This is a genomic window from Pseudoclavibacter sp. VKM Ac-2867 (assembly GCF_015351275.1).
GTDB lineage: Bacteria > Actinomycetota > Actinomycetes > Actinomycetales > Microbacteriaceae > Pseudoclavibacter.
Genome location: NZ_JADKSL010000009.1, coordinates 52,322 through 76,895, shown reverse-complemented (window position 1 = coordinate 76,895; position 24,574 = coordinate 52,322). Strand labels below are relative to the sequence as shown.

General features: G+C 67.2%; 24 protein-coding genes and 1 pseudogene. 10 read left to right on the top strand and 15 right to left on the bottom strand.

All coding sequences use genetic code 11. The features are described from left to right. Window positions 1–4: 4 nt before the first annotated feature. The 5 genes from ITJ67_RS10630 to ITJ67_RS10610 all read right to left on the bottom strand — a co-directional run bounded on the left by ITJ67_RS10630 (window position 5) and on the right by ITJ67_RS10610 (window position 3,468). Entirely contained in the window at window positions 5–1,234 is a 1,230-nt protein-coding gene (locus ITJ67_RS10630; protein WP_194677590.1) for a serine hydrolase domain-containing protein, read from the bottom strand. Window positions 1,235–1,340: 106 nt separating this feature from the next. Next, on the bottom strand, window positions 1,341–1,589 hold the full coding sequence (locus ITJ67_RS10625) for a hypothetical protein (protein WP_194677589.1): 249 nt from the start codon (window positions 1,587–1,589) through the stop codon (window positions 1,341–1,343). An 83-nt stretch (window positions 1,590–1,672) separates the two neighbouring features. Further along, window positions 1,673–2,200, bottom strand: coding sequence for a GNAT family N-acetyltransferase (locus ITJ67_RS10620; RefSeq protein ID WP_194677588.1), 528 nt, complete (start codon window positions 2,198–2,200; stop codon window positions 1,673–1,675). 90 nt (window positions 2,201–2,290) lie between these two features. After that, the gene (locus tag ITJ67_RS10615) at window positions 2,291–3,085 is read right to left on the bottom strand and encodes a hypothetical protein (protein WP_194677587.1); all 795 of its coding nucleotides are present in this window, start codon (window positions 3,083–3,085) and stop codon (window positions 2,291–2,293) included. A 68-nt stretch (window positions 3,086–3,153) separates the two neighbouring features. Continuing rightward, window positions 3,154–3,468 (bottom strand): sigma factor, encoded by a 315-nt coding sequence (locus ITJ67_RS10610; RefSeq protein ID WP_194677586.1) that lies wholly within the window; start codon window positions 3,466–3,468, stop codon window positions 3,154–3,156. 291 nt (window positions 3,469–3,759) lie between these two features. Here ITJ67_RS10610 and ITJ67_RS10605 point away from each other — a divergent pair, with 291 nt between their 5' ends. The 4 genes from ITJ67_RS10605 (at window position 3,760) to ITJ67_RS10590 (ending at window position 7,473) form a co-directional block, all read left to right on the top strand. Continuing rightward, window positions 3,760–4,662 (top strand): ATP-binding cassette domain-containing protein, encoded by a 903-nt coding sequence (locus ITJ67_RS10605; RefSeq protein WP_194677585.1) that lies wholly within the window; start codon window positions 3,760–3,762, stop codon window positions 4,660–4,662. 30 nt (window positions 4,663–4,692) lie between these two features. After that, window positions 4,693–5,517, top strand: a complete 825-nt coding sequence (locus tag ITJ67_RS10600; RefSeq protein WP_194677584.1) for an ABC transporter permease — start codon at window positions 4,693–4,695, stop codon at window positions 5,515–5,517. 61 nt (window positions 5,518–5,578) lie between these two features. Next, a complete protein-coding gene (locus ITJ67_RS10595) occupies window positions 5,579–6,796 on the top strand; it encodes a sensor histidine kinase (RefSeq protein WP_194677583.1) in 1,218 nt (405 codons plus the stop codon). 2 nt (window positions 6,797–6,798) lie between these two features. Next, on the top strand, window positions 6,799–7,473 hold the full coding sequence (locus tag ITJ67_RS10590; protein WP_416362317.1) for a response regulator transcription factor: 675 nt from the start codon (window positions 6,799–6,801) through the stop codon (window positions 7,471–7,473). A 98-nt stretch (window positions 7,474–7,571) separates the two neighbouring features. Here the strand turns inward: ITJ67_RS10590 and ITJ67_RS10585 are convergent, their stop codons facing one another. The 4 genes from ITJ67_RS10585 to ITJ67_RS10570 all read right to left on the bottom strand — a co-directional run bounded on the left by ITJ67_RS10585 (window position 7,572) and on the right by ITJ67_RS10570 (window position 11,541). Then, on the bottom strand, window positions 7,572–8,339 hold the full coding sequence (locus tag ITJ67_RS10585; RefSeq protein WP_194677581.1) for an ABC transporter ATP-binding protein: 768 nt from the start codon (window positions 8,337–8,339) through the stop codon (window positions 7,572–7,574). Then, entirely contained in the window at window positions 8,336–9,385 is a 1,050-nt protein-coding gene (locus tag ITJ67_RS10580; protein WP_201297552.1) for an iron chelate uptake ABC transporter family permease subunit, read from the bottom strand. Before ITJ67_RS10580 ends, ITJ67_RS10585 begins: the two co-directional genes overlap by 4 nt. Window positions 9,386–9,417: 32 nt before the next feature. Then, window positions 9,418–10,461 (bottom strand): ABC transporter substrate-binding protein, encoded by a 1,044-nt coding sequence (locus ITJ67_RS10575; protein ID WP_194677580.1) that lies wholly within the window; start codon window positions 10,459–10,461, stop codon window positions 9,418–9,420. A 168-nt stretch (window positions 10,462–10,629) separates the two neighbouring features. Beyond that, window positions 10,630–11,541: an SDR family NAD(P)-dependent oxidoreductase gene (locus ITJ67_RS10570; protein WP_194677579.1), complete on the bottom strand. Its 912-nt coding sequence runs from the start codon at window positions 11,539–11,541 to the stop codon at window positions 10,630–10,632. A 153-nt stretch (window positions 11,542–11,694) separates the two neighbouring features. Between ITJ67_RS10570 and ITJ67_RS10565 the strand changes: the two genes are divergently transcribed. Further along, a complete protein-coding gene (locus ITJ67_RS10565) occupies window positions 11,695–12,126 on the top strand; it encodes a MarR family winged helix-turn-helix transcriptional regulator (RefSeq protein WP_104300286.1) in 432 nt (143 codons plus the stop codon). Window positions 12,127–12,272: 146 nt separating this feature from the next. Here the strand turns inward: ITJ67_RS10565 and ITJ67_RS10560 are convergent, their stop codons facing one another. Then, complete coding sequence (locus tag ITJ67_RS10560) at window positions 12,273–13,061, bottom strand: hypothetical protein (protein WP_160070968.1); 789 nt, start codon at window positions 13,059–13,061, stop codon at window positions 12,273–12,275. A gap of 192 nt (window positions 13,062–13,253) precedes the next feature. On the opposite strand from ITJ67_RS10560, the gene ITJ67_RS10555 reads away from it, so the two are divergent. Beyond that, complete coding sequence (locus ITJ67_RS10555) at window positions 13,254–13,901, top strand: GntR family transcriptional regulator (protein WP_194677578.1); 648 nt, start codon at window positions 13,254–13,256, stop codon at window positions 13,899–13,901. Window positions 13,902–13,944: 43 nt separating this feature from the next. Then, window positions 13,945–14,967: an NAD(P)H-dependent flavin oxidoreductase gene (locus tag ITJ67_RS10550; protein WP_194677577.1), complete on the top strand. Its 1,023-nt coding sequence runs from the start codon at window positions 13,945–13,947 to the stop codon at window positions 14,965–14,967. Window positions 14,968–15,072: 105 nt separating this feature from the next. Here the strand turns inward: ITJ67_RS10550 and ITJ67_RS10545 are convergent, their stop codons facing one another. Genes ITJ67_RS10545 through ITJ67_RS10525 form a run of 5 tightly spaced genes read right to left on the bottom strand, consistent with a single transcriptional unit; the run spans window position 15,073 to window position 21,680 of the window. After that, on the bottom strand, window positions 15,073–16,449 hold the full coding sequence (locus ITJ67_RS10545; RefSeq protein ID WP_160070971.1) for a flavin monoamine oxidase family protein: 1,377 nt from the start codon (window positions 16,447–16,449) through the stop codon (window positions 15,073–15,075). Further along, window positions 16,446–18,014 carry an aminotransferase class I/II-fold pyridoxal phosphate-dependent enzyme gene (locus ITJ67_RS10540; RefSeq protein ID WP_160070972.1) on the bottom strand — a complete coding sequence of 523 codons (1,569 nt, stop codon included), beginning with the start codon at window positions 18,012–18,014 and terminating at the stop codon, window positions 16,446–16,448. The genes ITJ67_RS10545 and ITJ67_RS10540 overlap by 4 nt, the downstream gene beginning before the upstream one ends. A 3-nt stretch (window positions 18,015–18,017) precedes the next feature. Continuing rightward, window positions 18,018–19,352, bottom strand: a complete 1,335-nt coding sequence (locus ITJ67_RS10535) for a glutamine synthetase (RefSeq protein WP_194677576.1) — start codon at window positions 19,350–19,352, stop codon at window positions 18,018–18,020. Beyond that, a complete protein-coding gene (locus ITJ67_RS10530) occupies window positions 19,345–20,556 on the bottom strand; it encodes a M20 metallopeptidase family protein (protein ID WP_160070974.1) in 1,212 nt (403 codons plus the stop codon). The genes ITJ67_RS10535 and ITJ67_RS10530 overlap by 8 nt, the downstream gene beginning before the upstream one ends. Further along, complete coding sequence (locus tag ITJ67_RS10525) at window positions 20,553–21,680, bottom strand: amidohydrolase family protein (RefSeq protein ID WP_194677575.1); 1,128 nt, start codon at window positions 21,678–21,680, stop codon at window positions 20,553–20,555. The genes ITJ67_RS10530 and ITJ67_RS10525 overlap by 4 nt, the downstream gene beginning before the upstream one ends. 232 nt (window positions 21,681–21,912) lie before the next feature. On the opposite strand from ITJ67_RS10525, the gene ITJ67_RS10520 reads away from it, so the two are divergent. From ITJ67_RS10520 to ITJ67_RS10510, 3 genes and pseudogenes are all read left to right on the top strand, one after another. Beyond that, entirely contained in the window at window positions 21,913–23,187 is a 1,275-nt protein-coding gene (locus ITJ67_RS10520) for an ABC transporter substrate-binding protein (RefSeq protein WP_160070976.1), read from the top strand. Continuing rightward, on the top strand, window positions 23,175–23,927 hold the full coding sequence (locus ITJ67_RS10515; RefSeq protein WP_194677574.1) for an ABC transporter ATP-binding protein: 753 nt from the start codon (window positions 23,175–23,177) through the stop codon (window positions 23,925–23,927). Before ITJ67_RS10520 ends, ITJ67_RS10515 begins: the two co-directional genes overlap by 13 nt. Then, window positions 23,920–24,420, top strand: a pseudogene (locus ITJ67_RS10510) (ABC transporter ATP-binding protein); the annotation flags it as partial. The gene ITJ67_RS10515 and the pseudogene ITJ67_RS10510, both read left to right, overlap by 8 nt. Window positions 24,421–24,574 lie beyond the last annotated feature (154 nt).

Here is a 24,574-nt window from a genome sequence, read left to right as displayed (position 1 = left end):
TTCGCTACCCCCCGCACAGCGTCTCGTCGAGGGCGTCAGTGACCATCCGGTACTGCGCGAGAAGCTGTTCGTTGTCGTCGGGCGACACGACCGCCCAGGGCAGTGCGGTGACGGCGATCGTCACGGCGGTGCCGTCCGGGCCGACGGCGTTGCGGGTCTGGGTTCCGGGGATGTCTCCCCCGTGCCCCCAGGCGACTCCGCCACAGGACAGCGGGTAGCTCTGCAGGCCCAAGCCATAGGCGGCGCCAGGGGTCAGTTCGTTGCTGGCGGGGACGGTCGTCTGCATCTCCGCGAGCGCTGAGGTGCTCAGGAGCTGGCCGTCGAGGAGGGCGCGCATGAACGTGTTGAGCTCGGACGGCGTCGACACGAGCGCGCCGGCGGCCCAGCCGAACGCGGGGTCCAGGTCGGAGATGTCGCGAAGGTCGCCGGCCGTCTCTGCGTGGTAGCCGCGGGGGTGCTGGCCGCGCAGCTGCCGTTCCCCCGGCGCGGGCAGATAGGTGTGCTCAAGGCCGAGCGGCGCGGCGATGCGGTCGTCGATCTGGGTCGCGAGGGCCCGTTCCGTGACCGCCTCGATCATGAGCCCGAGCACGAGGTAGTTCGTGTTGCTGTACGCCCACCGCTCCCCGGGGGCGAACGCCGCGGGCTTCTCCAAGGCGACGTCGAGCATGGCCCTGGGCGAGATGTACGTCTGCTGCGCGCCGAACGCGTCCGCCGCGATCTTGTCGGCGTACTCGGGCAGGCCTGCGGTGTGCTGGAGGAGCTGGCGCACGGAGATCTTCGTGCCGTCGACCCCGTCACCGGTGATGAGGCCGGGCAGGTACGTGTCGATCGGCTCGTCGAGGGCAACCTGATCCTCATCGGCGAGCTGGAGAACGATCGTCGAGACGAACATCTTCGTGTTGCTGCCGATGCGCACCTCCCCGTCCACGGGCGGTGCCTCTCCCGTGGCGATGTCCCCCTGTCCGAGGGCGAGGTTCGAGGTCCTGCCCTCGCTGTCGGTGACGGATGCCAGCACGCCGGGGTATCCCGCGTCGACGAGCGCCTGCATGGTCGCCGCATGGCGGTCTGGGCTGGCATCGGCGTTGGCGGCGTTCGACCATGCACCGACGCCGATCGCGCCGGCAGCGAGCACGCCGGCAGCGGCGATCACTGCGGTCGCTTTCTTCGGCTTGCCATGCCCGGCATGGGGTGCCGGATCGGTGGGGTGTGCGTCTGCGGTTCGTTGCGTTTCCATGTATCCAGCGTGACGAAACGCGCCGCTTGGCACCCCATCCTTGCGAACAGTCGAGCCTGCCCACGCGGCTAGTCAGCGACCTTCGGGGTCGCGAGCAGCGCGACCGTCAGGTCGAGGACAGATCAGGTGCCGGGACCGGAGCTGCATGACCGCTTGCCGCCAGAATCTCGTCGACGAAGCCCTGGGCGGTGGTCGCCACGATCTGGAAGTGGTCGCGCTCCGCGGTGGTGCTCTCCGGGCGCTCGACCTTGTCGAGGGCAGCGTCGGCGTACTCCTGAAGTGCGGTGATGAGGACGGAGTGGCGATCTTCGTCGGTCAGGTCGAGAGTCACGAGATGCGGGGTCTGCTCAGTCATCACGGCAGTGTCTCACCCTCTCCCGACACCAATATGTGCCCGTCGACACCCCGCGACGCTCGGTTGCGGGGGACCTCCGCCGCTCATCGAGTGGAGAAGGCCTCGAGCGGGCGAGCCCATCGCTGCCCGACGACGTCCCGTTCGAATCGCGGGTCGAGCTCCTGAGAGAGCAGGGAGAAGCCGGCGCTCTGGAGGAAGCCAGCGGCTGCAGTGAAGTCACGGGCGCTCCAGACCTCGACACGTGATGCGTTTCGTCTCCGGGCGAAGTCGATACCAGTGTCTACGAGCGCCCGGCCGACGCCGCGGCGCCGCGCGTCGGGTGTGACGATCAGCAGCCGCAAGAGCGCGGCTTCGCCGTCCTCCCCTGCCATGCAGAAGATGCTTCCCACGCGTCTTCCGTCGAGCTCGGCGATCCACGCCCCTTCACGCTCGCGTTCCTCGCCGTCGGCATAGCCCTCGATGGCGTGCGCGACAAGACGTTCGTAGGTGCGGCCATCCTCGAAGGAATCCGAGAAGACCTTGTGGGCGAGCAGTACCCAGGCGAGGTCCCCGGGCTGGTCGAGCTGGCGGATCGAGTGCTGCGGAGCGGACGATGCTTCAGGGGAGGTCATGACAGCTTCCTTCGAGCGCGAAGAAGTGGACGGACTCCGGTCAGTGCGTACATTTCCACGTTAGCGCCGACGATGCCAGGAACGAAGTGTTCAGCCGTGCAGACCGGGCCCGTCGTCGACGTCGTGACCGAAGAAGTACTTGACTCCGGCGCGCCACGGAAGGGCGAGGAGCCGATCGGCGTACGCGGCGAACGCCGCGACGTCATCTGGCCCGATCGTGGGGCCGATGGTGGGGTGTCCGAGGCCCGTCCAGGTGGCGAGAAGCTCAGCGTCCGGTCGGAAGAGCACTGGGCCCCCGGCTGCCGCTCGGTCGACGCCTTCCAGGAGCTCATCGATGACGTGCTGCGGGGTGAATGCTGCCCCTCGGAAGACGTAGCTCGCGGCGACGTCGGCCAACGCCATTGCCATCTCCCGTTCCCACGCGTCGACGGTCGAGCCCTCGTCGTAGAGATCGAACTCGACACCGGACAGGTCGAACCCGCTGTCGGTGGCGAGCTCGAAGGTGATGTCGTGGATCTCGTCGAAGACGCGTGCGAGCTCGACGTAGCGGACCGTGGCTGCGCGGGCCAGGAGGCTCCGGCCGGAACCGGCGAGGCGGAGGTAGATGGAACCGTCGTCGTGATCGGGCAAGACGAACAGGCGGTCGTCCGTTGCCTCGCGTTCTGTTGCGGTGGCGATGAGCAGGTCGAGGAGCTGGAGCTTCTCCTCGCGCTCGAGCGAAGAGGTGTCGCCGCTGTAGGTGTCGAGCAGTTCAGCACGGACCGTGAAGTCGCCGAGTTGCGCGAGACCAACACCGAGCGCAATCTTCGTCGCTGGGGACGTCGCATCGGCCCAGTCACGGAGCAGCGCGTCGAGCTGAGCGGCGTCTGGGGCAGGTCCGAACATGCGATCAGGCTACTGGGGACGCGTCTGAGCACTGCGGTGGGCGCACAACCCTCATGACGCGCTCGGGGTCACTCGGCATCTGCCAGCTTCGAGACCGACCGAACCGTCGCGGCCAGGATCGTCTGCCGCGCACGTCCCTGCGAGAGACGAGGCGCGCACTGCCAGATGGTCAACCAGGCATCGGTGGTGGCTTCTTGCGCTCGATCTTCTCGATTGAGGAGTCTGAGCGCCAGCGCGAACATCGTCGGGCTCAGGGCATCGTAGAGACGAGACAGCGCTGCACGGTCTCCGGATCCCACGAGCACGAGGTCGGCATTCAGCGTGTCGTCTCCTGGCTCCGATCCCCCGTCGGCACGTGGCTGTTCTGTGACGACCGTGCTCATCGCGCGCCACCTCGCATCGGGCCACGGCTCAACGTGCACCGACCTGAGTGCGTCATGGTGACCCTCTCTCCGTGAGGGGGTCGGAGCTGGCCGCTCTCCCTCGAGCCCTGCAAATATTTATCTAGTTAACCTAGCTAAATGAGAGGCGGGGTGCCCGCGAGTTTGCTGAGACCGTGACGTGCCACCGGTCGCGAGGAGCCGCAGTTCAACCCCTGGTTGGCATCCGCCACCACCCCCTCGTCCGTAGCGTCGTGAGCACGAGACAACCGCTATGACGAGGAGCGCGACGAGATGACGATCGAAGTTGAGGCCCTGACCAAGACCTACAAGGGAAAGCACGCGGTGCGGGATGTGAGCTTCACCGTCCAGCCGGGCAAGGTCACCGGGTTCCTTGGGCCGAATGGAGCAGGAAAGTCGACGACGATGCGCTCGATCGTCGGCCTCGACCACCCCACCTCCGGGCGTGCACGCATCGACGGCACCGAGTACCGGGCCTTCGCGGCACCGCTGCGCGAGGTCGGCGCCCTGCTCGACGCGAAGGCGGCGCACAAGTCCCGCACGGCACTGAACTACCTCACCTCGATCGCAGCGACGCACCGGATTCCGCGCTCGCGCGTCGACGAGGTCCTCGAGGCAACCGGCCTCAGCGCAGTCGCTCGCAAGAAGGTCGGTGGATTCTCCCTCGGCATGGGTCAGCGCCTCGGCATCGCCGCGGCGCTGCTGGGCGACCCAGGCACGCTCATCCTCGACGAGCCGGTCAACGGCCTGGACCCCGAGGGCGTGACCTGGGTCCGCGAGCTCCTGGCTCGGCTGGCGGCCGAGGGGAGAACGGTCTTCCTCTCATCGCACCTGCTGAGCGAGCTGGCCCTCATCGCGGACCACGTCATCATCATCGGCCGCGGCGAGATCATCGCGGACTCACCGCTCAGCGCGCTCACCGAGCAGAACGGCCTCCGCGTCCGCGTGCGCACCTCGGATGCGCGCACGCTCACTCGCCGAATGACGACCACGGGGGTGAGGATCGTCTCGAGCGAGCCCGAGCTGCTGGAGGTGGAGGGCCTCACCACCGAGCAGATCGCCCGCGCAGCCCACGAGACGGGGGTGCTCATCACCGAGTTGACGCCCCTACGGCAAACCCTCGAAGAGGCCTACAACCACCTCACCCGCGACTCCGTCGAGTACGCCTCGTCCTGATCTCGCTTGCTCCACGAAAGGACCATTCTCATGGGCACCACCACCACCGCCGCCACTCCTTCCCGCATCGTGCGCCAGTTCCCCGTCCGGAACGTCAGCCTGCGTGGCGCAGTCCGCTCCGAATGGATCAAGTTCCGCGGACTGGCCTCGAACAACGTGCTTGCCGGGTTCACGTTCCTCCTCCTGGTCGCCAACGGAATCGCGATGCCATGGGCGTACGTCTTCCGCGACCGCGGCTCCGCCCAGGCGAACTACGACGCGTACCCCGAGATGATCGTCGACAAGACCGGCTACGTCGGCATCGTGCTCGCCGTGCTCGCGGTACTGATGGTCACGAACGAGTATCGCTCCGGGCAGATCAGTACCACGCTGCTCTCGGTTCCGCGCCGAACGCCGGCACTGATCGCGAAGGCGGCGATCATCGCGAGCGTCGCCTTCGTCATCGGCGTCGTCAGCTCGGCGATCGGGTTCGCGGTCGCACCGCCCATCCTCGCCGGCGGTGGGTACAGCTACGTCCTCGAGACACCAGACCTGCTCCGGCTGGTCGTCGGCTCGGGCTTCTACCTCGCTGCCATCAGCGTCATCGGCATCGCGCTCGGCGCGATCATCCGCAACGTCATCGCCGCGGTACTCGCGACGATCGTGTTCCTCATCATCGTGCCCGTGATCCCGCAGATGTTCTCCGAGTACGGCACCGAGATCATGCGCTTCTTCCCGATCCAAGCTGGCTCGCTGCTCCTGGCGCCCGCCGGCACTGACCCGATGGGACCGTGGGGCGGCTCCGCCGTCCTGCTGCTCTGGACGCTGGCGCTGTTCGTGAGCGCAGCGGTCGTGCTCAAGCGCCGCGACGCCTGAGCACGCTCATGGTCGGGCTGGCAGCGAGAATGGGAGCACAGCTCGGGATGGAGGTCGGGGTATGAGTGCTCGCTCATCACCGCCAGGGGTGGATGCCGCGGAGGTCGACCGCGTCCTCAGCACACGGCTCCTGCTCTGGTCCGGCGCTCACCCCAGGACGGTCGACGGGGTCGTCGCCCTGCTGTGCCTGGGAGCCCAGATGCTCGTCCTCGTGCTCCCAGGTGCACAGGAGCCTTGGCCGGGCCTGCTCCTCGTGCCACTCTCCTGCGGCCTCCTCCTGTGGCGGCGACATTTTCCCCGCACCATCCTCGTGGCAGTCGCCTCGGTGAGCACGACGGGCTTGCTCCTCCCCACCCCGGTCGCGCTCCTCGTACTGCCCGCGGCAGTCGCGCTGTACACGCTGGCCTCGTTGGCTCCCGTCGCGACCGCGCTCCTGGGGTACGCAGTCGTCGTGGGATTGCCCGCAGCAGGCATGCTCCTCATGTTCCTGGCGACGGGCGTCCCCCGTGCACCGTCACTCCTCGACCCCCTGGCGCTGATCGCTCTGGCTCTGGGTATCGCCGTCCGCAGCGCAGCGCGGCGCCGAGAGGCGCTCACGGAGTTGGTGAACCAACGGCTCAGTACGGCGCGGGTCGTGGAGCGGCAGCGCATCTCGGCAGAGATGCACGACATCGTCGCCCACTCGCTCTCGACGATGATCGCCCTCGGTGACGGCGCATCGAAAGGGTGGGAATCGCACCCAGAGCGGTCCGCCCTCGCGCTCGGCAGACTCGGCGACGTCGGGCGAAGCGCCCTGGCTGAAATGAACAGGGTCCTGCACGTGCTTCGCGAGGAGGACCCGGTCTTGGACGAGAGCCTCCATCGTTCGGGACACAACGTCCCAGAGCTGGAAGAGGTGGTCGAGGTCTTTCGCGGCACCGGCATGCCCGTCACCCTCATCCGCTCCGGCGCGACGATGCCCGAGAATCCGGCACTCTCGACGACGGTGTACCGGATCGTCCAGGAGTCGCTCACCAACGTGCTTCGATACGCGGAAGCAGCCACACGAGTGGAGGTCAGCATCGCCGTCGCAGATGGCACGGTCACGGTGCAGGTCACCGACGACGGTCGCGCCGGCCCCCACGCGGGCCAGGCCCGGAGCCAGGGGGCCGGCCGGGGTCTGCTCGGTATCGCCGAGCGCGCTGCGACGTATGGCGGAATGAGCACAGCTGGCCCGCGCCCGGGCGGGGGCTGGATGACAAGAACCACCCTGTTGGCCGACGGGGCAGCCAGAACATGACCGTGCCCGGTTCACCGAAGATCAGAGTCCTGCTGGTCGACGACCAGGAACTCGTTCGGATGGGCACCGCGCTGACCCTGGACACTGCCGACGACATCGAGGTCGTCGGAGACGCAGGCACGGGTGAGGAAGCGATCGGCCGCACCAGGGAGCTGAAGCCCGACGTCGTGATCATGGATGTGCGGATGCCAGGCATAGGGGGCATCGAGGCAACCAGGATCATCACGACCGCGCACCCCACCACGAAGGTGCTTGTGCTCACCACCTTCGATATCGACGAATACGCCTTCGGTGGCCTGGACGCGGGAGCAAGCGCCTTCCTCCTCAAGAGCACCCCGCCGGATCGGCTCCGTGAGGCGGTCAGGACAATCCATTCCGGCGAGGCCGTGGTCGAACCCAGAATCACGAGACAACTGATCGATCACTACGCCTCTGGCCGGTCACCGCTTGGACGATCACGGAGTTCCGAGAACACCGACGCGCTCAGCCGGCTCAGTCCGCGCGAGCGTGACGTGTTCGGGTGCATGGTCGCCGGACTCTCCAACAGCGAGATCGGTGAGACGCTCCACCTCTCTCCCGCCACGGTGAAATCTCACGTGAACCGCATCTTCGCCAAGCTGCACCTGCGCGACAGGGTTCACGCGGTGATCCTGGGGCACGAGCTCCGCGGGCGGTAGCGGGGCGGCAGCGATCGTGGCGTTGCGGCACGGGGGTGGAGTGAAGTCAGGTGCCTCGTGCGCCGAGCGTTCTGTGGCTCACCGCCGAGCACGCTCGGTCAGCTTGGACTCGTGAAGGTGACAACGGGGGTCTGCCGGCGGGCGTCGACGGAGACTTCGGCGGTCACGCCGTAGACGTCTTCGATGAGCTCAGGAGTGAGCACCTCGGTCGGAGTGCCTGCGGCGACCACGGCTCCGTCGCGCAGAACGACGAGGACGTCGCAGTACATGGCCGCGAGGTTGAGGTCGTGGATGGCGATGATGGTCGTGACCGGCAGCGCGCGTATGAGTTCCAGCAGCTCCAGCTGGTGCCGGATATCGAGGTGGTTGGTCGGCTCGTCGAGGAGCAGTTCGTGGGGCTCCTGGGCGAGGGCGCGGGCGATCTGGGCGCGCTGGCGCTCTCCGCCCGAGAGGGTGTGCCAGAAGCGGTTGGCCTGCTCGAGCAGCCCGACATGGGCGAGGGCACGGTCGACCGCGTGGGCGTCAGCGGCGGTGTCTCCTCCGAGTCCTGAGCGGTGCGGGATCCGTCCGAGGCGCGCGATGTCGCGCACGGTGATGTCCACGTCAGTGTCCGCATGCTGGGTCACCGACGCCACGGACCGGGCGATATGACGACGCCCGACGGTGCTGATGTCGACGCCGTCGAGGGTCACGAGGCCAGCGCTTGGTTTCACGAACCCGTGCAGCACTCGGAGCAACGACGATTTGCCGGACCCGTTCGGTCCGAGCAGGCCGACGGTCTGGCCCGGCTTGGGGTGCAGGCTGACGCCGTCCACGACGAGCACTCCGCCTCGGCTCCACGAGACGTTCTCCGCGTTGATCGTCACGTGCGCTTCCTCTTCCGGGCGAGGAGTGCGATGAAGACGGGCACCCCGACGAGAGCCGTGCCGACACCGACGGGCAGCGGGGTGGGCGAGAACGCGACTCGCGATCCGGCGTCGACCCAGACCATGAAGATCGCTCCGATGATCGCGGTCGCCGGGATGAGGCGTGAGTGTCGCGGGCCGACGAGCAGCCGGGCGGCGTGCGGCAGCACGAGGCCGACGAAACCGATGGCTCCCGCGACGCTGACCAGCGTGGCGGTGATGAGGGCGGTCGCGATGAGGAGGATGGCTCGAGTACGCGCGACGTGGATACCGAGGGACGCAGCGACGTCTGGGCCGAACGCGAAGGCGTCGAGGGCGTGGGCGTACCTCGCGCAGAGCACGGTCCCGGCGCCGACGACGACGACGCAGAGCACGACGTCATCCCACCTCACCCCTTCCAGGGAGCCCAGCATCCAGAACATGACGCCCCTCGTCTCGTCGGAATCCGCGAAGGCGAAGATGATCAGCGACGTCAAGGCGGAGAACAGCTGCGTGCTCGCGACCCCCGCGAGGACAACTCTGTCGGTCCCGCCGCCGGAGAGCTGAGAGAGCAGGAGGACAAGCCCGAACGCGACAAGTGCGCCGATGAAGGCGCCACCGGAGAGCCCGATCGCGGCACCGCCGAGCCCGAGGACACCGATTGCGACGGCACCCGTCGATGCACCGGATGAGATGCCGAGGATGAAGGGATCGGCGAGCGGGTTGCGCAGGAGCGACTGCATGACCACGCCGCAGAGCCCGAGGCCGACTCCGCACGCGGCGGCCACGAAGGCGCGCGGGAGTCGCTCCTCCCAGACGATCGCGTCCTTCGACAGCTTCACCGGGATGTCGGTCAGGCCGAGGTGGTTCGTGACGATGTCACGGACGTTGACGGGCAGGATATCCGCCGGCCCGAGCGTGATCGCAGCCCCGACCGACACGAGCAGCAGAAGCAGACCGGCAAGCACCAGGGCGCACGCGATCAGCACGCGTCGCGGCCGGGGCGCGCGGGGAGATTCGGGGCTCACGCGTTCAACGGAACGCTGGCCCGTGGCGGAGCTCAGAGTTCCTCCCCGTGCTCGTCCCACCACGCCTTGATCTTCTCGAGGCCGTCGACGAAGCGTATGGACGGGTTGAGCTCCGCCCCGTGCAAGTCGATGTAGCGCTTGTTCTGCACGGCATCCATCGTCTTGGTCAGCGGGTCGGATTCCAGGAACGCGACCTTCTCGTCCAGCCGGTCGCCAGGGAATCGGTCTCGCTGCAGGTCGCCCACGATGAGCACCTGCGGGTTCCGATCGACGATGTCCTCCCAGGTCGTCGCGGGCCAGTCGTCGTCGAGGTCCGCGAAGACATTCGTGAGCCCCGTGGACGATCCGAGCATGGCGGCAGAACCCAGGCCACCCGCGACGTAGGGCGTCTTGGTGTCTGCGAACCAGTACGCGGCTGTCGCGCCGTCGAAGTCGACGCCCTCGGTCGCCGCTGCCGCGCGCGTCTGCAGATCGCTCACGAGCTCGGCCGCGCGATCCGAGACGTCGAAGATCTCACCGAGCTCCGTGATCTCCGCGTACAGGGCGTCGACCTCGAGCGGCGTCGTCCGAGTCCCTCCGCCGTTGATGCTGGTCCCGTTGTCGCAGTCCGTCGGCGAGAGGTAGCTGTCGACGCCCGTCTCAGCGAATCGTTCGCGCGAGGTGACCCCGCCTTCAGCGAAGTGCCGGCCGAAGGAGGCGGTCACGAAGTCCGGGTCCGCGCCGAGAACAACCTCGTAGGTGGGGGCGTTGTCGGCCAGCCTCGGGACGGCGGCGTTGGCGTCAGCCAGCGACTCGAGGACCGGGTCGGTCCAGGATGCCGTGCCGACCATGCGGTCCTGGAGCCCGAGCGACAGGAGGATCTCCGTCGAGTTCTGGTCGAGCGAGACGACCCTTTCCGGGGCCGCGTCGATCGTCATCTGCGTTCCGCAGTTGTCGAGTGTCAGCGGATACTGCGTCGCCCCATCTCCCGCACTCGCAGCCGAGTTGGTCTCAACCGCCTCCGACGCTCCGCATCCGGAGAGCCCGAGGACCACTGCGGCGGTGAGGACGAGGCTGAAGGTGGCGCGCTGACGCACATGGGCTCCCTGGATCGAGTCGAGTCTGCCGACTGGCTCGCTAAGGATAGCCTTACCTGCGCGCTCGGGCGCGCGTCGGGCGCGCCAGGGAAGAGCGCGGAGGTCCGAGAACGCGGCGATGCGCTTGAGCTGCAGACAACCCGGACAGCGACGGGGCACACGCGTTCATCACTCAGGGATGATCGGAGCTCCGAGACGCTCTTCGACCTGCTGCCAGACACTTCGACCGAGTTCAGAGCTGAGGCTTGTCGGCACCGGGGTCGTGAGGATCGGCGCACCGGTGGCTCCCGTCCGGGGGCCGAAGTAAGCGGCAGCTGGGAGCATGGGTGTCGTCATCGCGGCGATCGCCGGCTGCGCAGCCGCATCCTTGCCCTGCACCACCCTCGAGAACACTGGCGCAACGGCCGCCGCGAGCGTGCGGACGAGCGCGGAGCGCTGATGCAGTGGGGGCCGGTCCGGCGTCAACGCGTCGATCGCGGAACCGGGGTGACTGACGACCGATCTCACGCGAGAACCACTCGCGACGAGACGTCGGTCGAGCTCGAATCCGACGATCTCCGCGGCATGCTTCGACATCGCGTAGGCGGCGCGAGGACGATACGCGGACGGAGCGAGCCAGCCGTCCGCATCGAACGGGATCTTCTTCGTGAGGAAACTGCCTGTGCTGATGACCCGCGCCTCAGTCGCGTGCGTGAGCGCAGGAAAGCTCAACCTCAGGAACTCGAGGTGCGCGAGGACGTTGACTCCGACCGTGGACTCGACCCCGAACGGACCTTCGCTGTAGGTGGGGTGAGCGGCGATGACGCCGGCGTTCATCACGAGACCGTGGACCGGCGGACCCGCGCCGATGCGCGACCCGGCCCCGCGAACGGATTCGAGGTCCGCGAGGTCGAGTTCGAGGTGGCGGTGGCGGGTGGGTTCCGCGAGGAGCGCGATGGCGTTCTGCGCTTTCTCCGCGGAGCGGGCCGCGACGATGATCTGCGCACCGAGGCGAGCGAGCCCTTCCGCGACGAAGAAGCCGATGCCGCTGGTTGCGCCGGTGACGATGATCGACTGTCCATCGAGTCGTGGTGTGTCCATTGATCAGGCTTTCCGTTCAGGCGCGGGGGCGCGGGGCTGTTGCGTTCGCGGGGAAGCCAAGCGGCAGCCGCACGTCGACCGCCCACTTCCTTCAAGTTCTGAAGTGACTGTAGCAGAAGCTTCAAGTCTTGTAGCAAGTGCTAGGGTGTGCGCATGGGAGACGAACGCGCACAGAAGCTCTCTGAGGCCCTCTTCGCCGCATACGACGTCGTCGCGCGCACCAACGACGCGCTCGAGCCGGCACTTGCAGAGTTCGGACTCACCGCAGTCACCGCTCACCTGCTCTGGGTGATCGACCCCGACGCGCCCGCACCGTCGATGCGCACGGCCGCCGAACGAACGCACTGCACCCCGCAGAACGTGACCTTCATGTGCCACCAGCTCGAGGCCAAGGGTCTCGTCACTCGAAAGCCGTCCCCCACCGACCTCCGACAGCGCGTCATCGAGCTCACCCCTGAGGGCCGTGCAGCTCGCGACGCGATCGTCGAGCTCGCCTCGACCAGCTCGCCGTTCGCCAACATCGACGAGTCCGACCTCGCGCGAATCACCGAGCTCCTCGGAAGCGCACCGTCGCGCCTGGCCTGAACACCCTCGGGCACGCGGATACCCCCTCTCCTACTGACTCCCGATGAGTCGAGCTGAGCCCCGCCTGGCGTGCCCACAGCGCACGACTCAGCCCCCGACTTGGCAGTCAGGGGCTGAGTTCAGTGCGCGTGGAGTTGGGCGATCGACTACCCGTCGAGCTCCGCAACCGCGAGGCCGTAGGTGACGTTCGCGGCGTTGTTGACGCCCGCGTAGATGAAGCCGAACGGGTTCTCTCCGCCGGTGATGGCGTTGTACACGCCGTCTACGCTGAACGCGCCCGTGGTCGGGTTGATCGGCACGAGAAGGCCGGCGTCGCGGCGCAGATCCACGCGCCCCTCGCTGACATCGGAGAAGCTGAGGATGACCTCGGCCGGGAGCGCACCGCGATTGACGGTGACGACGCCGGTGAGCGTCGGGAAGATCGTGACCCCGTCGACCTCGCTGCCCCGGTACTGGTTGGGGGAGAAGTTGATGGTGCCGGTCGTCTCTCCGGGTGCGGTGCGCGGGGCGATGACCTCCACCGTCACCGATACCGACGTGCCGCCGGTGATCGAAGCGGAGACGGTGCCCGTGAATTCCTGGCCCGAGCTCGCCCCGGCATAGAAGCCGCTCACGTTGACCGTGACTTCGAACTCGCCCGTCTCGGAATCGACGGCGGCGCTCGATGGGCCCGTGATCGGCGAGGAGTACGCCAGCTGCACGGTCTGCGGACGGGACCCCGCCTCGGTCGTGGCCGCGAACCCGCGCAGCGAGATCGTGGATTCACCATCAGAGACGACCGCCCCATCAGGACCCAGCGTGAGGGGCTCTGGGGCCGGCGCGGTCGAGGCGACCGCGAGGGGCGCGGCGAGTGCTGCACTGACAGTCGGCAACACCCAGGCGGCGGTGGTGACGACGGCCCGACGACTCGGTCCTGAAGATGGCTGGGAACTCATGAACATCCTTCGAATGGGGGAATCGCGGAAAGGTCGGCAACACGCAGAGAGGCCCAACCGCTTCAAGCAGAGTACCCGCGAGGCATGAACGAGCGGCGAAACCCGGTGGCGGCTTGACCCGGGTGGCCGCCTCGGAGTATGGGCCCCAACTGAACCCCTGGACAACTGGGATCCCAGTTGTACACTAGGCCCATGAAGACGCCACTGCCTCCCACCGCGACCGAGGTGGCCTACCAGCGGATTCTCGCGTGGCTGCGCGACGGCACATTCGCGCAGGGCAGCATGCTGAGCGAGAACGATCTCTCGAAGCGCTTGGCGGTCAGCCGCACTCCGGTGCGAGGCGCCCTCCGTCGCCTGGAATCGGATGGACTGGTGACGATCTTCCCGCAGCGTGGGGCGCTGGTCCGCACCCTCACGGCCGAGGAAGCGAGAGCCGTCGCGGACGCGAGGCAGGTACTGGAGTCTGCCGCCTTGGATTCCCTGTCCGTCGAGGCACGGCAGCGGTTGTGCATCCGACTCGAGGAGTCCATCCAGGATCAGCTGACCGAGCTCGAGCAGGGCAGCTACGAACGCGTCGTGCAGCTCACGATCGACTTCCACCGCATCTTCGTCGAAGCAGGGGGGAACCCGATCCTGTTGGAGTTCTACGACAAGCTCCGACAGCGTCAGGCGGCGATGACGCTCCGAACCTACGACGACGTCGCTGGCCGGTGGTCGGAGTTCATCGCGGAGCACCGACACCTCGTCGAGCACGTGCGCACCGGGGATCGAGGCGCGTTCCTCGCCGAGCTCCGCTCGCACATCCATCACACGCACGGGTCCCTCATGGGGTCACTGTGACCCGCATCACCGAACCCACCCACACCCGCAGAAAGGCACGACCATGACGCTCCCCTCCCCCTTGGACACGCTCAGGTCCGTTGCCGTCGCACCTATGGCTGGCGGCCCGAGCAGCCCTGGCCTCATCATCGCCGCGGCCCGCGCAGGACACTTCGCGCAGCTCGCCGGCGGGTACAAGACCGCGGCGGCGCTGAACGCGCAGATCGCCGAGGTGACCGAGGCCGGGGTGTCGGCGTTCGGCGTCAATCTCTTCGTCCCCAACCCCCACCCCATCGACGAGGCGGGATACGCCGCGTACTGGGAGAGCATCCGCGAGCACGCGTCGACGCACGATGATGCCGCGACCATGGCCGCCAGGCTGGAAGACGACGACGAGTGGTCGGAGAAGCTGGATGCGGTCATCCTCAGCCGGACGCCGGTGGTGAGCTTCACGTTCGGGCTCCCCTCGCCGAGTACGTTTCTGAGGCTGCAGGCGGCAGGGGTTCTCACGATCCAGACGGTGACCTCCGTCGATGAGGCCCGACAGGCCGCGGCAGCCGGCGCCGACGCCCTCACCGTTCAGGGGCACGACGCCGGCGGACACAGCGGTGTGTGGAATCCCGACACCTTCCCTGAGAACATCGCGCTCGCGACGCTCATCGAGCGCGTCCGGACGGTCACGGACCTGCCCCTGATCGCGTCGGGTGGGATCACGCGTCGCGAGCAGGTGCTCGAGCTCCTCGGCGCAGGCGCTGACATGGTCGCGGTCGGCACCGCGGTGCTTCGGTCAGAGGAGAGCGGAGCGTCTGCAGTGCACAAGGCCGCGCTCGCAGATGAGCAGTACACCGAGACGGCCTTCACGCGGGCGTTCACGGGTCGTCCCGCACGTGCGCTCGTCAACGCCTTCGTCGCGAGCCACGTGGATGCCCCGGTCGGGTACCCAGCGCTGCATCACCTGACCCGCACCATGCGGGCGAAAGCCACGGCCGCGGGCGACAGCACGCTCGTCAACCTCTGGGCAGGACAGGGCTGGCGAGAGGCGAAAGACGGCCCCGTCGTCGCGATCCTCGATGCTCTGGAACCGTGAGACCGTCGGGGTCCTTTTGCACCGACGGACATCGTCGCGCCTGCGTGGTGGCGCTCAGACCCTCGGACGAGCTCCCGATTCGCACATCGACGTTCGAGAGGTGGCTCACGCGAGGATGGACCGAGCAGCCTCCTCGCCCATGCGTATCGCGCCTTCGATATGCGTGAACCCAAGTCCGGCGATGTCGGAGCTCGCGAAGCGGATCCTCCCGACTGCGGCCTTGGACGCCTCGCCGTATCGCACGGTGCCACCGACGTCGAAACTTGCCCCGTACGCGCCTCGCGTGTAGCGCTCGTTGACCCAATCGCTCTCGAAATACGTTCGTGGATGCAGGGCGGCGTCACCGAAGTACGCAGCGAACGACCCGAGAACGGCACTGCGTCGTGCCTCCTCGGAGAGGCCGTAGAGACGATCGGCCACCCGGTCCGAGACGAACCCGACGAGCGTGCCACCACGGTCGCCGGGCACCGTGTTGTCGTACGCCTCGTGCACGTCCTGGTAAGGACTGAAGGCCGTGCCGGAAAGACCGTTGTTGCGCCAGAACGGCTCGTCGTACCAAGCCTGCACTTTGATCACCTGACCGCTGGAAAGGTGCTGATATGCCTGCTGCTTGATCGGCGGGAGGGCAGGCTCGAAGTCGATCCGCGAGATGAGCTGCGGTGGAACGGCGACGATCACGTCCGAGGCCAGGAAATCGGCATCGTCCGTGCGCACGAGAATGCGATCGCCGGAGTGCGCGATGGTGCGAACATCCGTACTGAGCCGCATCGCATGCTCGCCGACCCTCTTGGCGAGGGCGAGTGGCACCTGGTGCATGCCACCGCTGACTCGACGATCGAGAATGAAGTCGGGGTCCACGAGATCATCGAATCCGCCAGCACTCGCGCACATGACGAGGGCCTGGAGCATCGAGAAGGCATCGGCCGGTTTGGTGAGCATGGCCCCGGCGATGAAGAGCGCGACGTTGTCAACCGCCTCGTCATCAGTGGAACGGGCGCGGAGCCAACCGTCCAAGGTCACCGAGTCCAGTTCGGCAGCCCGAGGATGCAGCCACGGTGTCGATGGGTCGATCTCGAGCGACAATGTCTGCAGCTCGGCCATGAGTCGCTCTGCCTCAGCGACGGTTGCCGGGGGCATCGGGAACATCTCGCCGACGTAGGTGCGCACGACGCCATCGGGCCCGATGTAGACGTTCTCCCCCGTCCTGTAGCGCTGGAACGTCTGCAGGCCCAACTCCTCGATGACCGCGATCAACCTCGTCTGGTCTGGCGCGATCCACTGCCCGCCGACCTCGACGAGCGTCTCGCCGTGGTGCTCCGACTTCACCCGCCCGCCGACACGATCCCGCGCCTCGAGCACGAGCACGGAGCGCCCGGCGTCCTGCAGCATCCGAGCCGCAGACAACCCGGCCATGCCTGCGCCGATGATGACCACGTCCGCGTCTTGGGTCCGATCAGTGCGGCCAGTCTCAGTTCTCGTCATCTCGCATCTCCTCGTCTCCGGCGCTCGGCGCCGTTTCCATCGAACCCGGACCGTACGACCCGGAACAGACTGCTGTCACGGGTGACCGCGCCGCGAATGAACCCTCCGTGGCTGCGCGCCGTGTCGCGGAGGAAGTGCACGACCTCCTCGGTGATCTCCTCGCCCGGCAGGACGTTCGGGATGCCGGGCGGGTAGGCCGCGAGCGTGTCCGAGGACACCCGCCCCACCGCCAGCGCGGCCGGCACCAGCTCACTCGGAGCGAGGAATGCGGCTCGGGGCGTGAGCACGCTCCGGCCTGCCGGCGGCAGCGTCCGCTGCAGCACACTTGGCGGCGTGGCCGCGTCGGTGAGACCCTCCCCTGCGATCCTGGCCGCCTCCTCGAGACTCGACACGATCCTTTCGACATCGGGTTCGGCCCCCGCCCCGAGCAAGGCGATCACGGCATGCGAGGTCGCGGCTTCGAAGTAGACGCCGAGGCTGTTCGCGCAGATCTCCTTGAGCTCGTACCCGGAGATGCCGAGGGCTGAGACGTCGATGGGCACGTGCAGCGGATCCATCGCCACGATGTCGGGGAACTGGCTGAAGCTGTCCTCGACGAGCGTCAGCGCGCTGCTCGCACGCACTGCCGCACGCAGCGCATCCGCCGAGCGCACCGACCTGGCGATGGCCTCGGCCCCCGTGCTCAGGTGGTGGCGAGCGATGTCGAGGGACGCCAGCAGCCACGTGTTCTCGCTCGTGGACTGCTCGAGGTTGAAGGTGCGCTCGACAAGCGGTTCGAGCAGGTCTGCGAACGGTCCCTCCGCCAAATGCAGCATCGCCGATTGTGTGAGGCTCTGGCCGAGCTTGTGCGTGCTGGAGACAACCAGATCGGCGCCTTGACGCAACGGGTTCTCCGGAACGAGCGGGCTGAAGCCGAAGTGTGCACCCCAGGCCGCATCCACCACAAGGGGAAGCCCGTGCCGGTGAGCGACGGACGCGAGCCCCTCGACATCGGCTACTGCCCCGAAATAGCTCGGGCTGATGATGTAGACCCCGGCCACGTCGTCACCGGCCGCCGCGCTCGCTGCGATCACGTCCTCCAGGTCGGCCGGGGAGACGCCGTGCGCGATGCCGCGCTGCACGTCGATCCCTGGGAGCACGAAGCGCGGCGAGAGGCCCGAGAGGATGAGACCGTCGACGAAGGAGCTGTGCGAGCTGCGCTGGGAGATCATTCCGGATGCCAGGCAGCCGAGGGCGAGCGCGGCAACGCGGTTGCCCTGCGAGGCGCCGTTTGTGAGGAACCAGACCCGGCGGGCTCCCCATGCGTCCGCAGCGAGTGCTTTCGCGCGATCCAGGGGGTTGTCATCGCCCTTGTCGAGCCCGGTGAGGAGTGGCGTCCAGTCTTTCGCGAACGGGCGATCGGACATGAACCGGTCGAGGCGCTCTGGCACGGCACCGGCCTGAGCGCTGTGACCGGGCACGATCACTCGGACGAGATCTCGCTGCGCGAACGCGTCGAGCGCGTCCGCATACGGGGTCCGATCCTGGCTGTGCACATCTGAGGATGCTGCGGAGTCTTTGGTCATCGTTCAGTACCTCCAGCGGACCCGCGCCGCCACATCGTCGCCGTCGAGGTCGCGGTGGACCTCCCAGTCACGAGCACGTACCACGCGGTAAGAGTCGAAGAGCTCGGGCCCGAGCAGGTCACGGAAGAACGTGCTCGCGGAGTAGCGTTCGAGTGCGTTCCCGAGGTCGGTGGGGAAGCGCTCCACCCCCAGGCGCGTCCGTTCGGCATCAGAGAGCTCGGCAGGATCTGCACGGACGGCGGCCGGCAACGGCGTGCGCCTCCGGACGCCCTCGGTAGCCGCCCCGATCAAAGCGGCCACTGCCAGGTAGTGGTTGGCGGCGGGGTCAGCGCACTTCACTTCGATGTTCGACTGCTCGGCACCGTACCCCGCGAAGCCACCCATGTACCGGACCGCCGCTTCGCGGTTGCTCGGCCCCCAGCAGGCGTATGCCCCTGCCCAGTGGTGCGGTTGCAGTCGCTCGAAGCTCAGCGTGGATCCTCCGAGCAGCACTAGACCGTCGACGAGGTTGCCGACGATCCCGCCGACCATGTGCTCCGCGTCCTCCGCCATGCCTGACTCGCGCTCGGGATCGAAGAAGATGTTCGACCCGCTGGCCGACGCCGACAGGTGGATGTGGCATCCGTTCGATACGCCGCCAAGCACGGCAACGGGGGCGAAGGAGACCAGGAACCCGTGTCGAATGGCAACGCGGGTCACGATCATGCGGGCGAGGACGTAGTCGTCGACAGCACGCACCGGGGCGCGCGGCGCTAGGGACAGCTCAATCTGCCCGGACTCGTACTCGGGGTGCAGCTGCTCGACGGGGACACCGGCGACACGGAGGGCGTCGAGCAGATCAAGGTGCCAGGCCTCGAGCTCCAGGAACGGCAGGGTGCCGTACCCCGGTCCCGAGTGGGCGAGTTCCGGCGCGTCCTTCGTGCCCCGGAAGAGGGTGAACTCCAGCTCCATGCCGACGAGGAACTCGTAGTCGGAGTCATTCGCGATGCGCTTGAGGGCCGAACGCTGACAGGTGGGGTGGGGCATGCCGTCCAGGGCGAAGAGGTCGCTTGGCGCCCACGCGAGGCCGAGCTCTTCGTCGATCCAGGCCAGGGCACTCGAGTCGGGAATGCCACGCAGGTCGCCGATGGTGGGATCGATCGCCGTGGTCGAGGTAGCGAAATCATCAACCGCCAGGAGCATGCCCACGCTCAAGGAGATCGTCGATCCCTTCGTGAGAGCCGAGGGCACCCGGTCTTGCGGGATGACCTTGAGCCGGCTGATTCCGGCGTTGTCGATGTGCGAGATCATCAGCGCACGGATGTCCCGGATGTCGACGTTCTGCGGTGCGTCAGGCATGGAGCTCCTTCTGGTCGAACATGAGCTGGGGGTTGTTTCGCACGACGGCGAAGTAAGCGCGGAGCATCATCCGCGCCAGCACCTCGACGAGGTCGTCATCTGGTGCAAACGCCGGATTGTGCAGTCCGGGCGAGTCGGCGTGGCCATCACCGACGCCGACGAAGATCATGAGCGAGGGGAAGAGCTCGCAGTAGAACGCGAAGTCATCTGACCCACACGATCGGAAGGGTTCCGCCTGCACGGCACCGTCGTCCTCGAGTGCGGCAGCGATGGCTGCCGTCAGCTCCGGATCGTTGTGCAGCACGGGCTCGCCCTGACTGAAGACCACTTCGGCCTCGCATCCGTACGCCCCCGCGACTGAACGCGCGACTTGGCCGAGCTCGGCTTGGAGGAACCTCCGGTCGCCCTCGTGATAGCTGCGCACCGTTCCGCCGAGCGTTGCTTCGCCGGGGATCTGATTGTTGGAGTCGCCGGCGCGGAGACGGCCGATCGTCACGACCGCGGGCGTCATCGGATCGATTCGCCGGGAAACCAGCTGCTGGACCGCTTGGACGATGGCCGCGGCCGCCACGATCGGATCGTTGCCACGGTGCGGATAGGCGCCGTGGGCGGCCCGGCCCGTGATCCGGACCTCGAAGTCGTCTGCCGACGCGTTCACCGGGCCAGGAATCGACGAGATGTGCCCGCTCGGGAGCGCCGGCTGAAGGTGAAGGCCGAGCATGGCCTGGATCTCGTTGCTTCTGAACTCATCGCTGGCGACGAAGTCACGGGCGCCAGACGGCATCACCTCTTCGCGCGGCTGGTAGGCGGCGACGAACCCGATCGGGATCTCAAGCTCGCTGAGCGTCATCACTGCCGCCGCGAGCGCGGCCGCATGCACATCGTGGCCGCACAGGTGCGCAGCACCTGGGCGCTCGGACGACCACGCTCGACCGCTCTTCTCCTGGATCGGCAGGGCATCGAGCTCCGCACGGACCGCCACGGAGGGCCCGCTCGCGGGGCCGACCCGGACGTACATCCCCTCCGCGACCGGCACGCCCGTGACACCGAGTGCAGCTTCGATGAGGGACCGAGTCTCCGTCTCTTCCCCGCCGAGCCGCGGGCTGCGGTGAATACTGTGGCGCAGTCCGATCGCCGCCGGGATGTGGCCGGCGAGGTGTCGGCTCGCTTCGCGCTCGAGCGCGTCGAGTTCCGCGATCCTCACGCGTGGTCCTCGATTCCGTAGAGGCGCTCGGCGTTGCCGGACGCGATCAGGCCCGCGATGCGGCGCGCTTGCTCGGCGGTCGTCCAGTCGTCGGCGATCCAGCTGTCGAGGAGTCGCCCCAGCTGCGTTCGCCACGACAGGCTGCTGATGAGGTACTGCTCGGCGAGGCCGTAGGCGTCCGAAGAGAACAGGATCTTCGTGAATGGAGCGACCTCCATCATGTGTCCGATCGCCACACCTGCGCTTGGTCCGAGGTAGTGGGTGACGGCTCCGACGTCGCAGTACACATGCGGGAAGATCTGGGACAGGATCCCGGCCTCCCGGATGAACGGGTAGCAGTGCAGGAGGGTGAATGCGGCGCCGGACTCGACGGTTGCCGCGAAGAACCTGGTCGCCCGTGACGGGTCGGCTCGGAACAGCTGTATGTCGCTGTCTCCGTACCCCGTGTGCAACTGGATCGGCTTGCCGAACGGGATCGCCGCCCACAGCAGGTGGCGCAAGATGACGGGCTCGGTGAGCCGCCAATCCCCCGTGGCCGAGGCTGCGGAGAACCATCGCCCTGCTGCCTCGACGACCTCAGCGTCGCTCGGCGGCTCGGGCGGGATGTCGAATCCGAACCGGTAGACGATGATCGATTTGAAGCCGATCGCGCGCTCGGCGGCCTCGGTGAGTGCGGTGAGGAAGTCGCTGGCGAACGTTGCCGCGGTGCTCGCGGGGGCAATGTGCTCTGCAATGCGCTCGAGTCGCACGATCTCATGGGCAGGAAGCCCGGTGATCTCCGCCATGGTCGATGGCGAGGCCACCGGCGATGCTTCGAACCCCGTGTCGATGAGCAGGCGTGAGATCCCTGAGGCGCCCATCAGACGGCGATGCACCTCGTCGGCTCCGAGCTCTGCGCGCCGGTCGAGATAGGCGTCGATTTCGGTGTGGCGCGGGAGGTCGAGCAGCGGCGCGCAGCGGGAGCGGATCGCGAGGCCGATTGGAGAGTCGAGTGTCTCTTGCGGTGTGGGGGCCAGGTGATCGGACTCCGTCGCGAGGAGGCGGAACTCTTCGCCCGTCAGCGAGGTTGGAACCAAGCCGTGGCAATGGTGATCCAGCAGCGACAGTGAATCGGTCACGCTCATGTGAATCCCTTCGAAGTTTCGTCGTTGCCGACATGAGATCGAGGCGATATTTCCGGTATGCACGTTCCGAACAACCCCGTTCGAGGCACACTATCTCAGATCCAAGCAGAACGTAACCAGAATTTCACATCATTATCTATTGACCCTTTCTGGAATGTGAGTATCGTGAATCCAACGCATTCCAGACCGCTCGGGCAACGGTGTCCGAGACCACAACTGCAGGGAGTCCCCCATGAGTTCCAAACGCGTCCAAGTGCCTTCTCGTCGGGCAGCAGCACTGGCGGCAGTGGCGGCTGTGACCCTGACCATGTCCGCATGTGCACCCCCGAGTGGTGGGTCCTCCGGAGACGGGGAGGGTGACGTTGTCCTGGGCCTGCTTGCACCGCTCACCGGCGGCTCGGCCGCCGACGGCGAGCTCATGGAGCAAGGGGCGCGTCTCGCCGTCGACGAGTTGAACGCGGCGGGCGGCATCGATGGGCGGACAGTGACGCTCGAGGTCGCCGACGTCAAGGACCAGAGCGCCGACGCGGTGGCCTCAGCGGTCAACTCCCTGACGGCCAACCCCGACGTGGCAGCGGTCCTGACCGGGTACGCCAGCACCACCAACTTCGAGATCGACCTCATGGCCGAAGCGGGCATGCCCTACATCATCGGCGGAGGCAGCGACCAGACAGCGGCGATCATCTCCGCGGACCCAGAGGCCTACCCGACAGTGTGGTCGCTCACCCCCTCGTACGCCGGGTACGGCACCGACTTCCCTGCCAAGGTCGCAGCGTGGGACGAAGACGGCTCCTTCCCACTTCGCAACGAGACCGTATACATCATCTCCAGCGACAATCCCTACTCGAACGGAATCGCCTCCGGGCTGAGTGAGACGTTCGAGAGCGACGGCTGGAACGTCATCGGCCCCGACACCGTTCCGTTCGGCGAAGTCAACGACTGGACGACGCAGATCACCAAGATCAAAGAAGCCGATCCTTCGGTCATCGTCAACACCGACTACCAGACCGCGAACGCCGCGAGCTTCCTCAGCCAATTCGTCGCCAACCCGACCGACTCCCTGGTGTTCTCGCAGTATGCGCCGAGCGTGCCCGAGTTCATCGATCTGGCAGGCTCCGCAGCGAATGGCGTGCTCTACAACCTGCCGATCTCCCCGTTGAAGACCACGCCGGAAGGCGAGGCGGCGATCGCGGCTTTCGATGAGGCCTACGGCACCGACCCTGGCCTCTACGGAATCATGCTCTACGAATCCGTCCGCCTGTGGGCGGATGCCGCCGAGGCCGCCGGTGACCCCACCAACCGAGAGGCGGTCGGCGCCGCGATCGGCGATCTCGACGTCGTGACCTCACTCGGTCGAGTGCATTTCGACCCGGCGACGCATCTCACCGTGGCGGGCGACGACGGAATCCCGATGATCTACTTCCAGATCCAGGATGAGCAGCGAGTCAGCATCGCACCGGACGAAGCCGCCGAGACCTCCTTCACCGTGCCGCCATGGATGCAGTGACCCCCCGGCCCGGCCCCGTGCTGTCCGTGCGCAACGCCAGCCGGGTGTTCGGCGGCTTCACCGCAGTGCGCGACGTCTCCTTCGATGTAGCCGAGGGCGAGATCCTCGGCATCGCGGGCCCCAACGGCGCGGGCAAGTCGACGCTCTTCAATCTGATCTCCGGCGTACCGTTCGGACCGTCGTCGGGTGAGATCTGGTTCGACGGGGCGCGGATCGACCGACTCCGTGCCCCGAAGATCGCGCGACGCGGCCTGCGTCGCACGTTCCAGAGCGAGCAGCTGTTCACGACGCTCACAGTCGGGGACAACGTGTCAGTCTCCGCCGCATACCTCAGCACCGGTATGACCCGTGCGGCCCGGCAGGAGTCCATCGACATCGCCATCGACGCCGTCGGTATCGGTGCATACCGTGACCTGCCATCCGGCGAGGTGCCGTTGTTGGTGAAGAAGAAGCTCATGATCGCCTCGGCCCTGGTCGCGCAGCCGCGGCTCCTGATGCTCGATGAACCAGCGGGCGGGCTGGACGCGGAAGACCAGGCAGAGCTCGTCGAGCTCCTCAGCTCGCTCAACAGCCAGGGCCTGACGCTGCTCATCATCGAGCACGTCCTGAGCCTCCTCCGCGAGCTGGCGGGTCGGATGGTCGTGATGGCTGCCGGTTCTTCGCTGAGCGAGGGGACTCCCGAACAGGCGCTCAGCGACCCCGCCGTCGTCGAGGCCTACCTGGGAGGCGCGCATGAGTGAGCATCCACTGCTCGAGATCTCGGGGCTCCGAGCGGGGTACGGCCGGGCGACCGTGCTCCGGGGCGTCGACGTCACCGTGCAACGAGGAGAGGCGATCGCTCTCCTCGGCCCGAACGGCCACGGCAAGACCACCATGCTCAACACCGTCTCCGGGCTCATCCGCCCGATGGCGGGAGCCATCCGATTCCAGGACGAGGACATCGTGCGCCGCGACCCGACGGAGATCTTCCGCCGCGGACTCGTCCACATCCCTCAGGGCAGCCTGCTGTTCCCGCGCCTGACCGTGCAAGAGAATGTGCTGCTCGGTTCGCGTCGCCCCGAGGCCCGTGCCCACCGGAGCGAGACGCTCGAGCTCGTGCAGGCCCTGTTCCCGAAACTGCAGCAGCGCCGCGACCAGCTCGTCGGCACACTGTCCGGCGGTGAACGGCAGATGGTCGCGATCGCAATGGGTCTGATGGCGAGGCCGGAATTGCTGGTCCTCGACGAGCCCACGCTCGGACTCGCACCCAAGGTGCGGGGCGAGATCCTAGCAGCCCTCAAACAGGTACAGCGCACAGGACTCACGCTCCTGGTCGCAGACGGAGACATCGATTTCCTCTTCGAGCTCACCGACCGTTGGTATCTCATCGAACTCGGCCGCGTGGTCG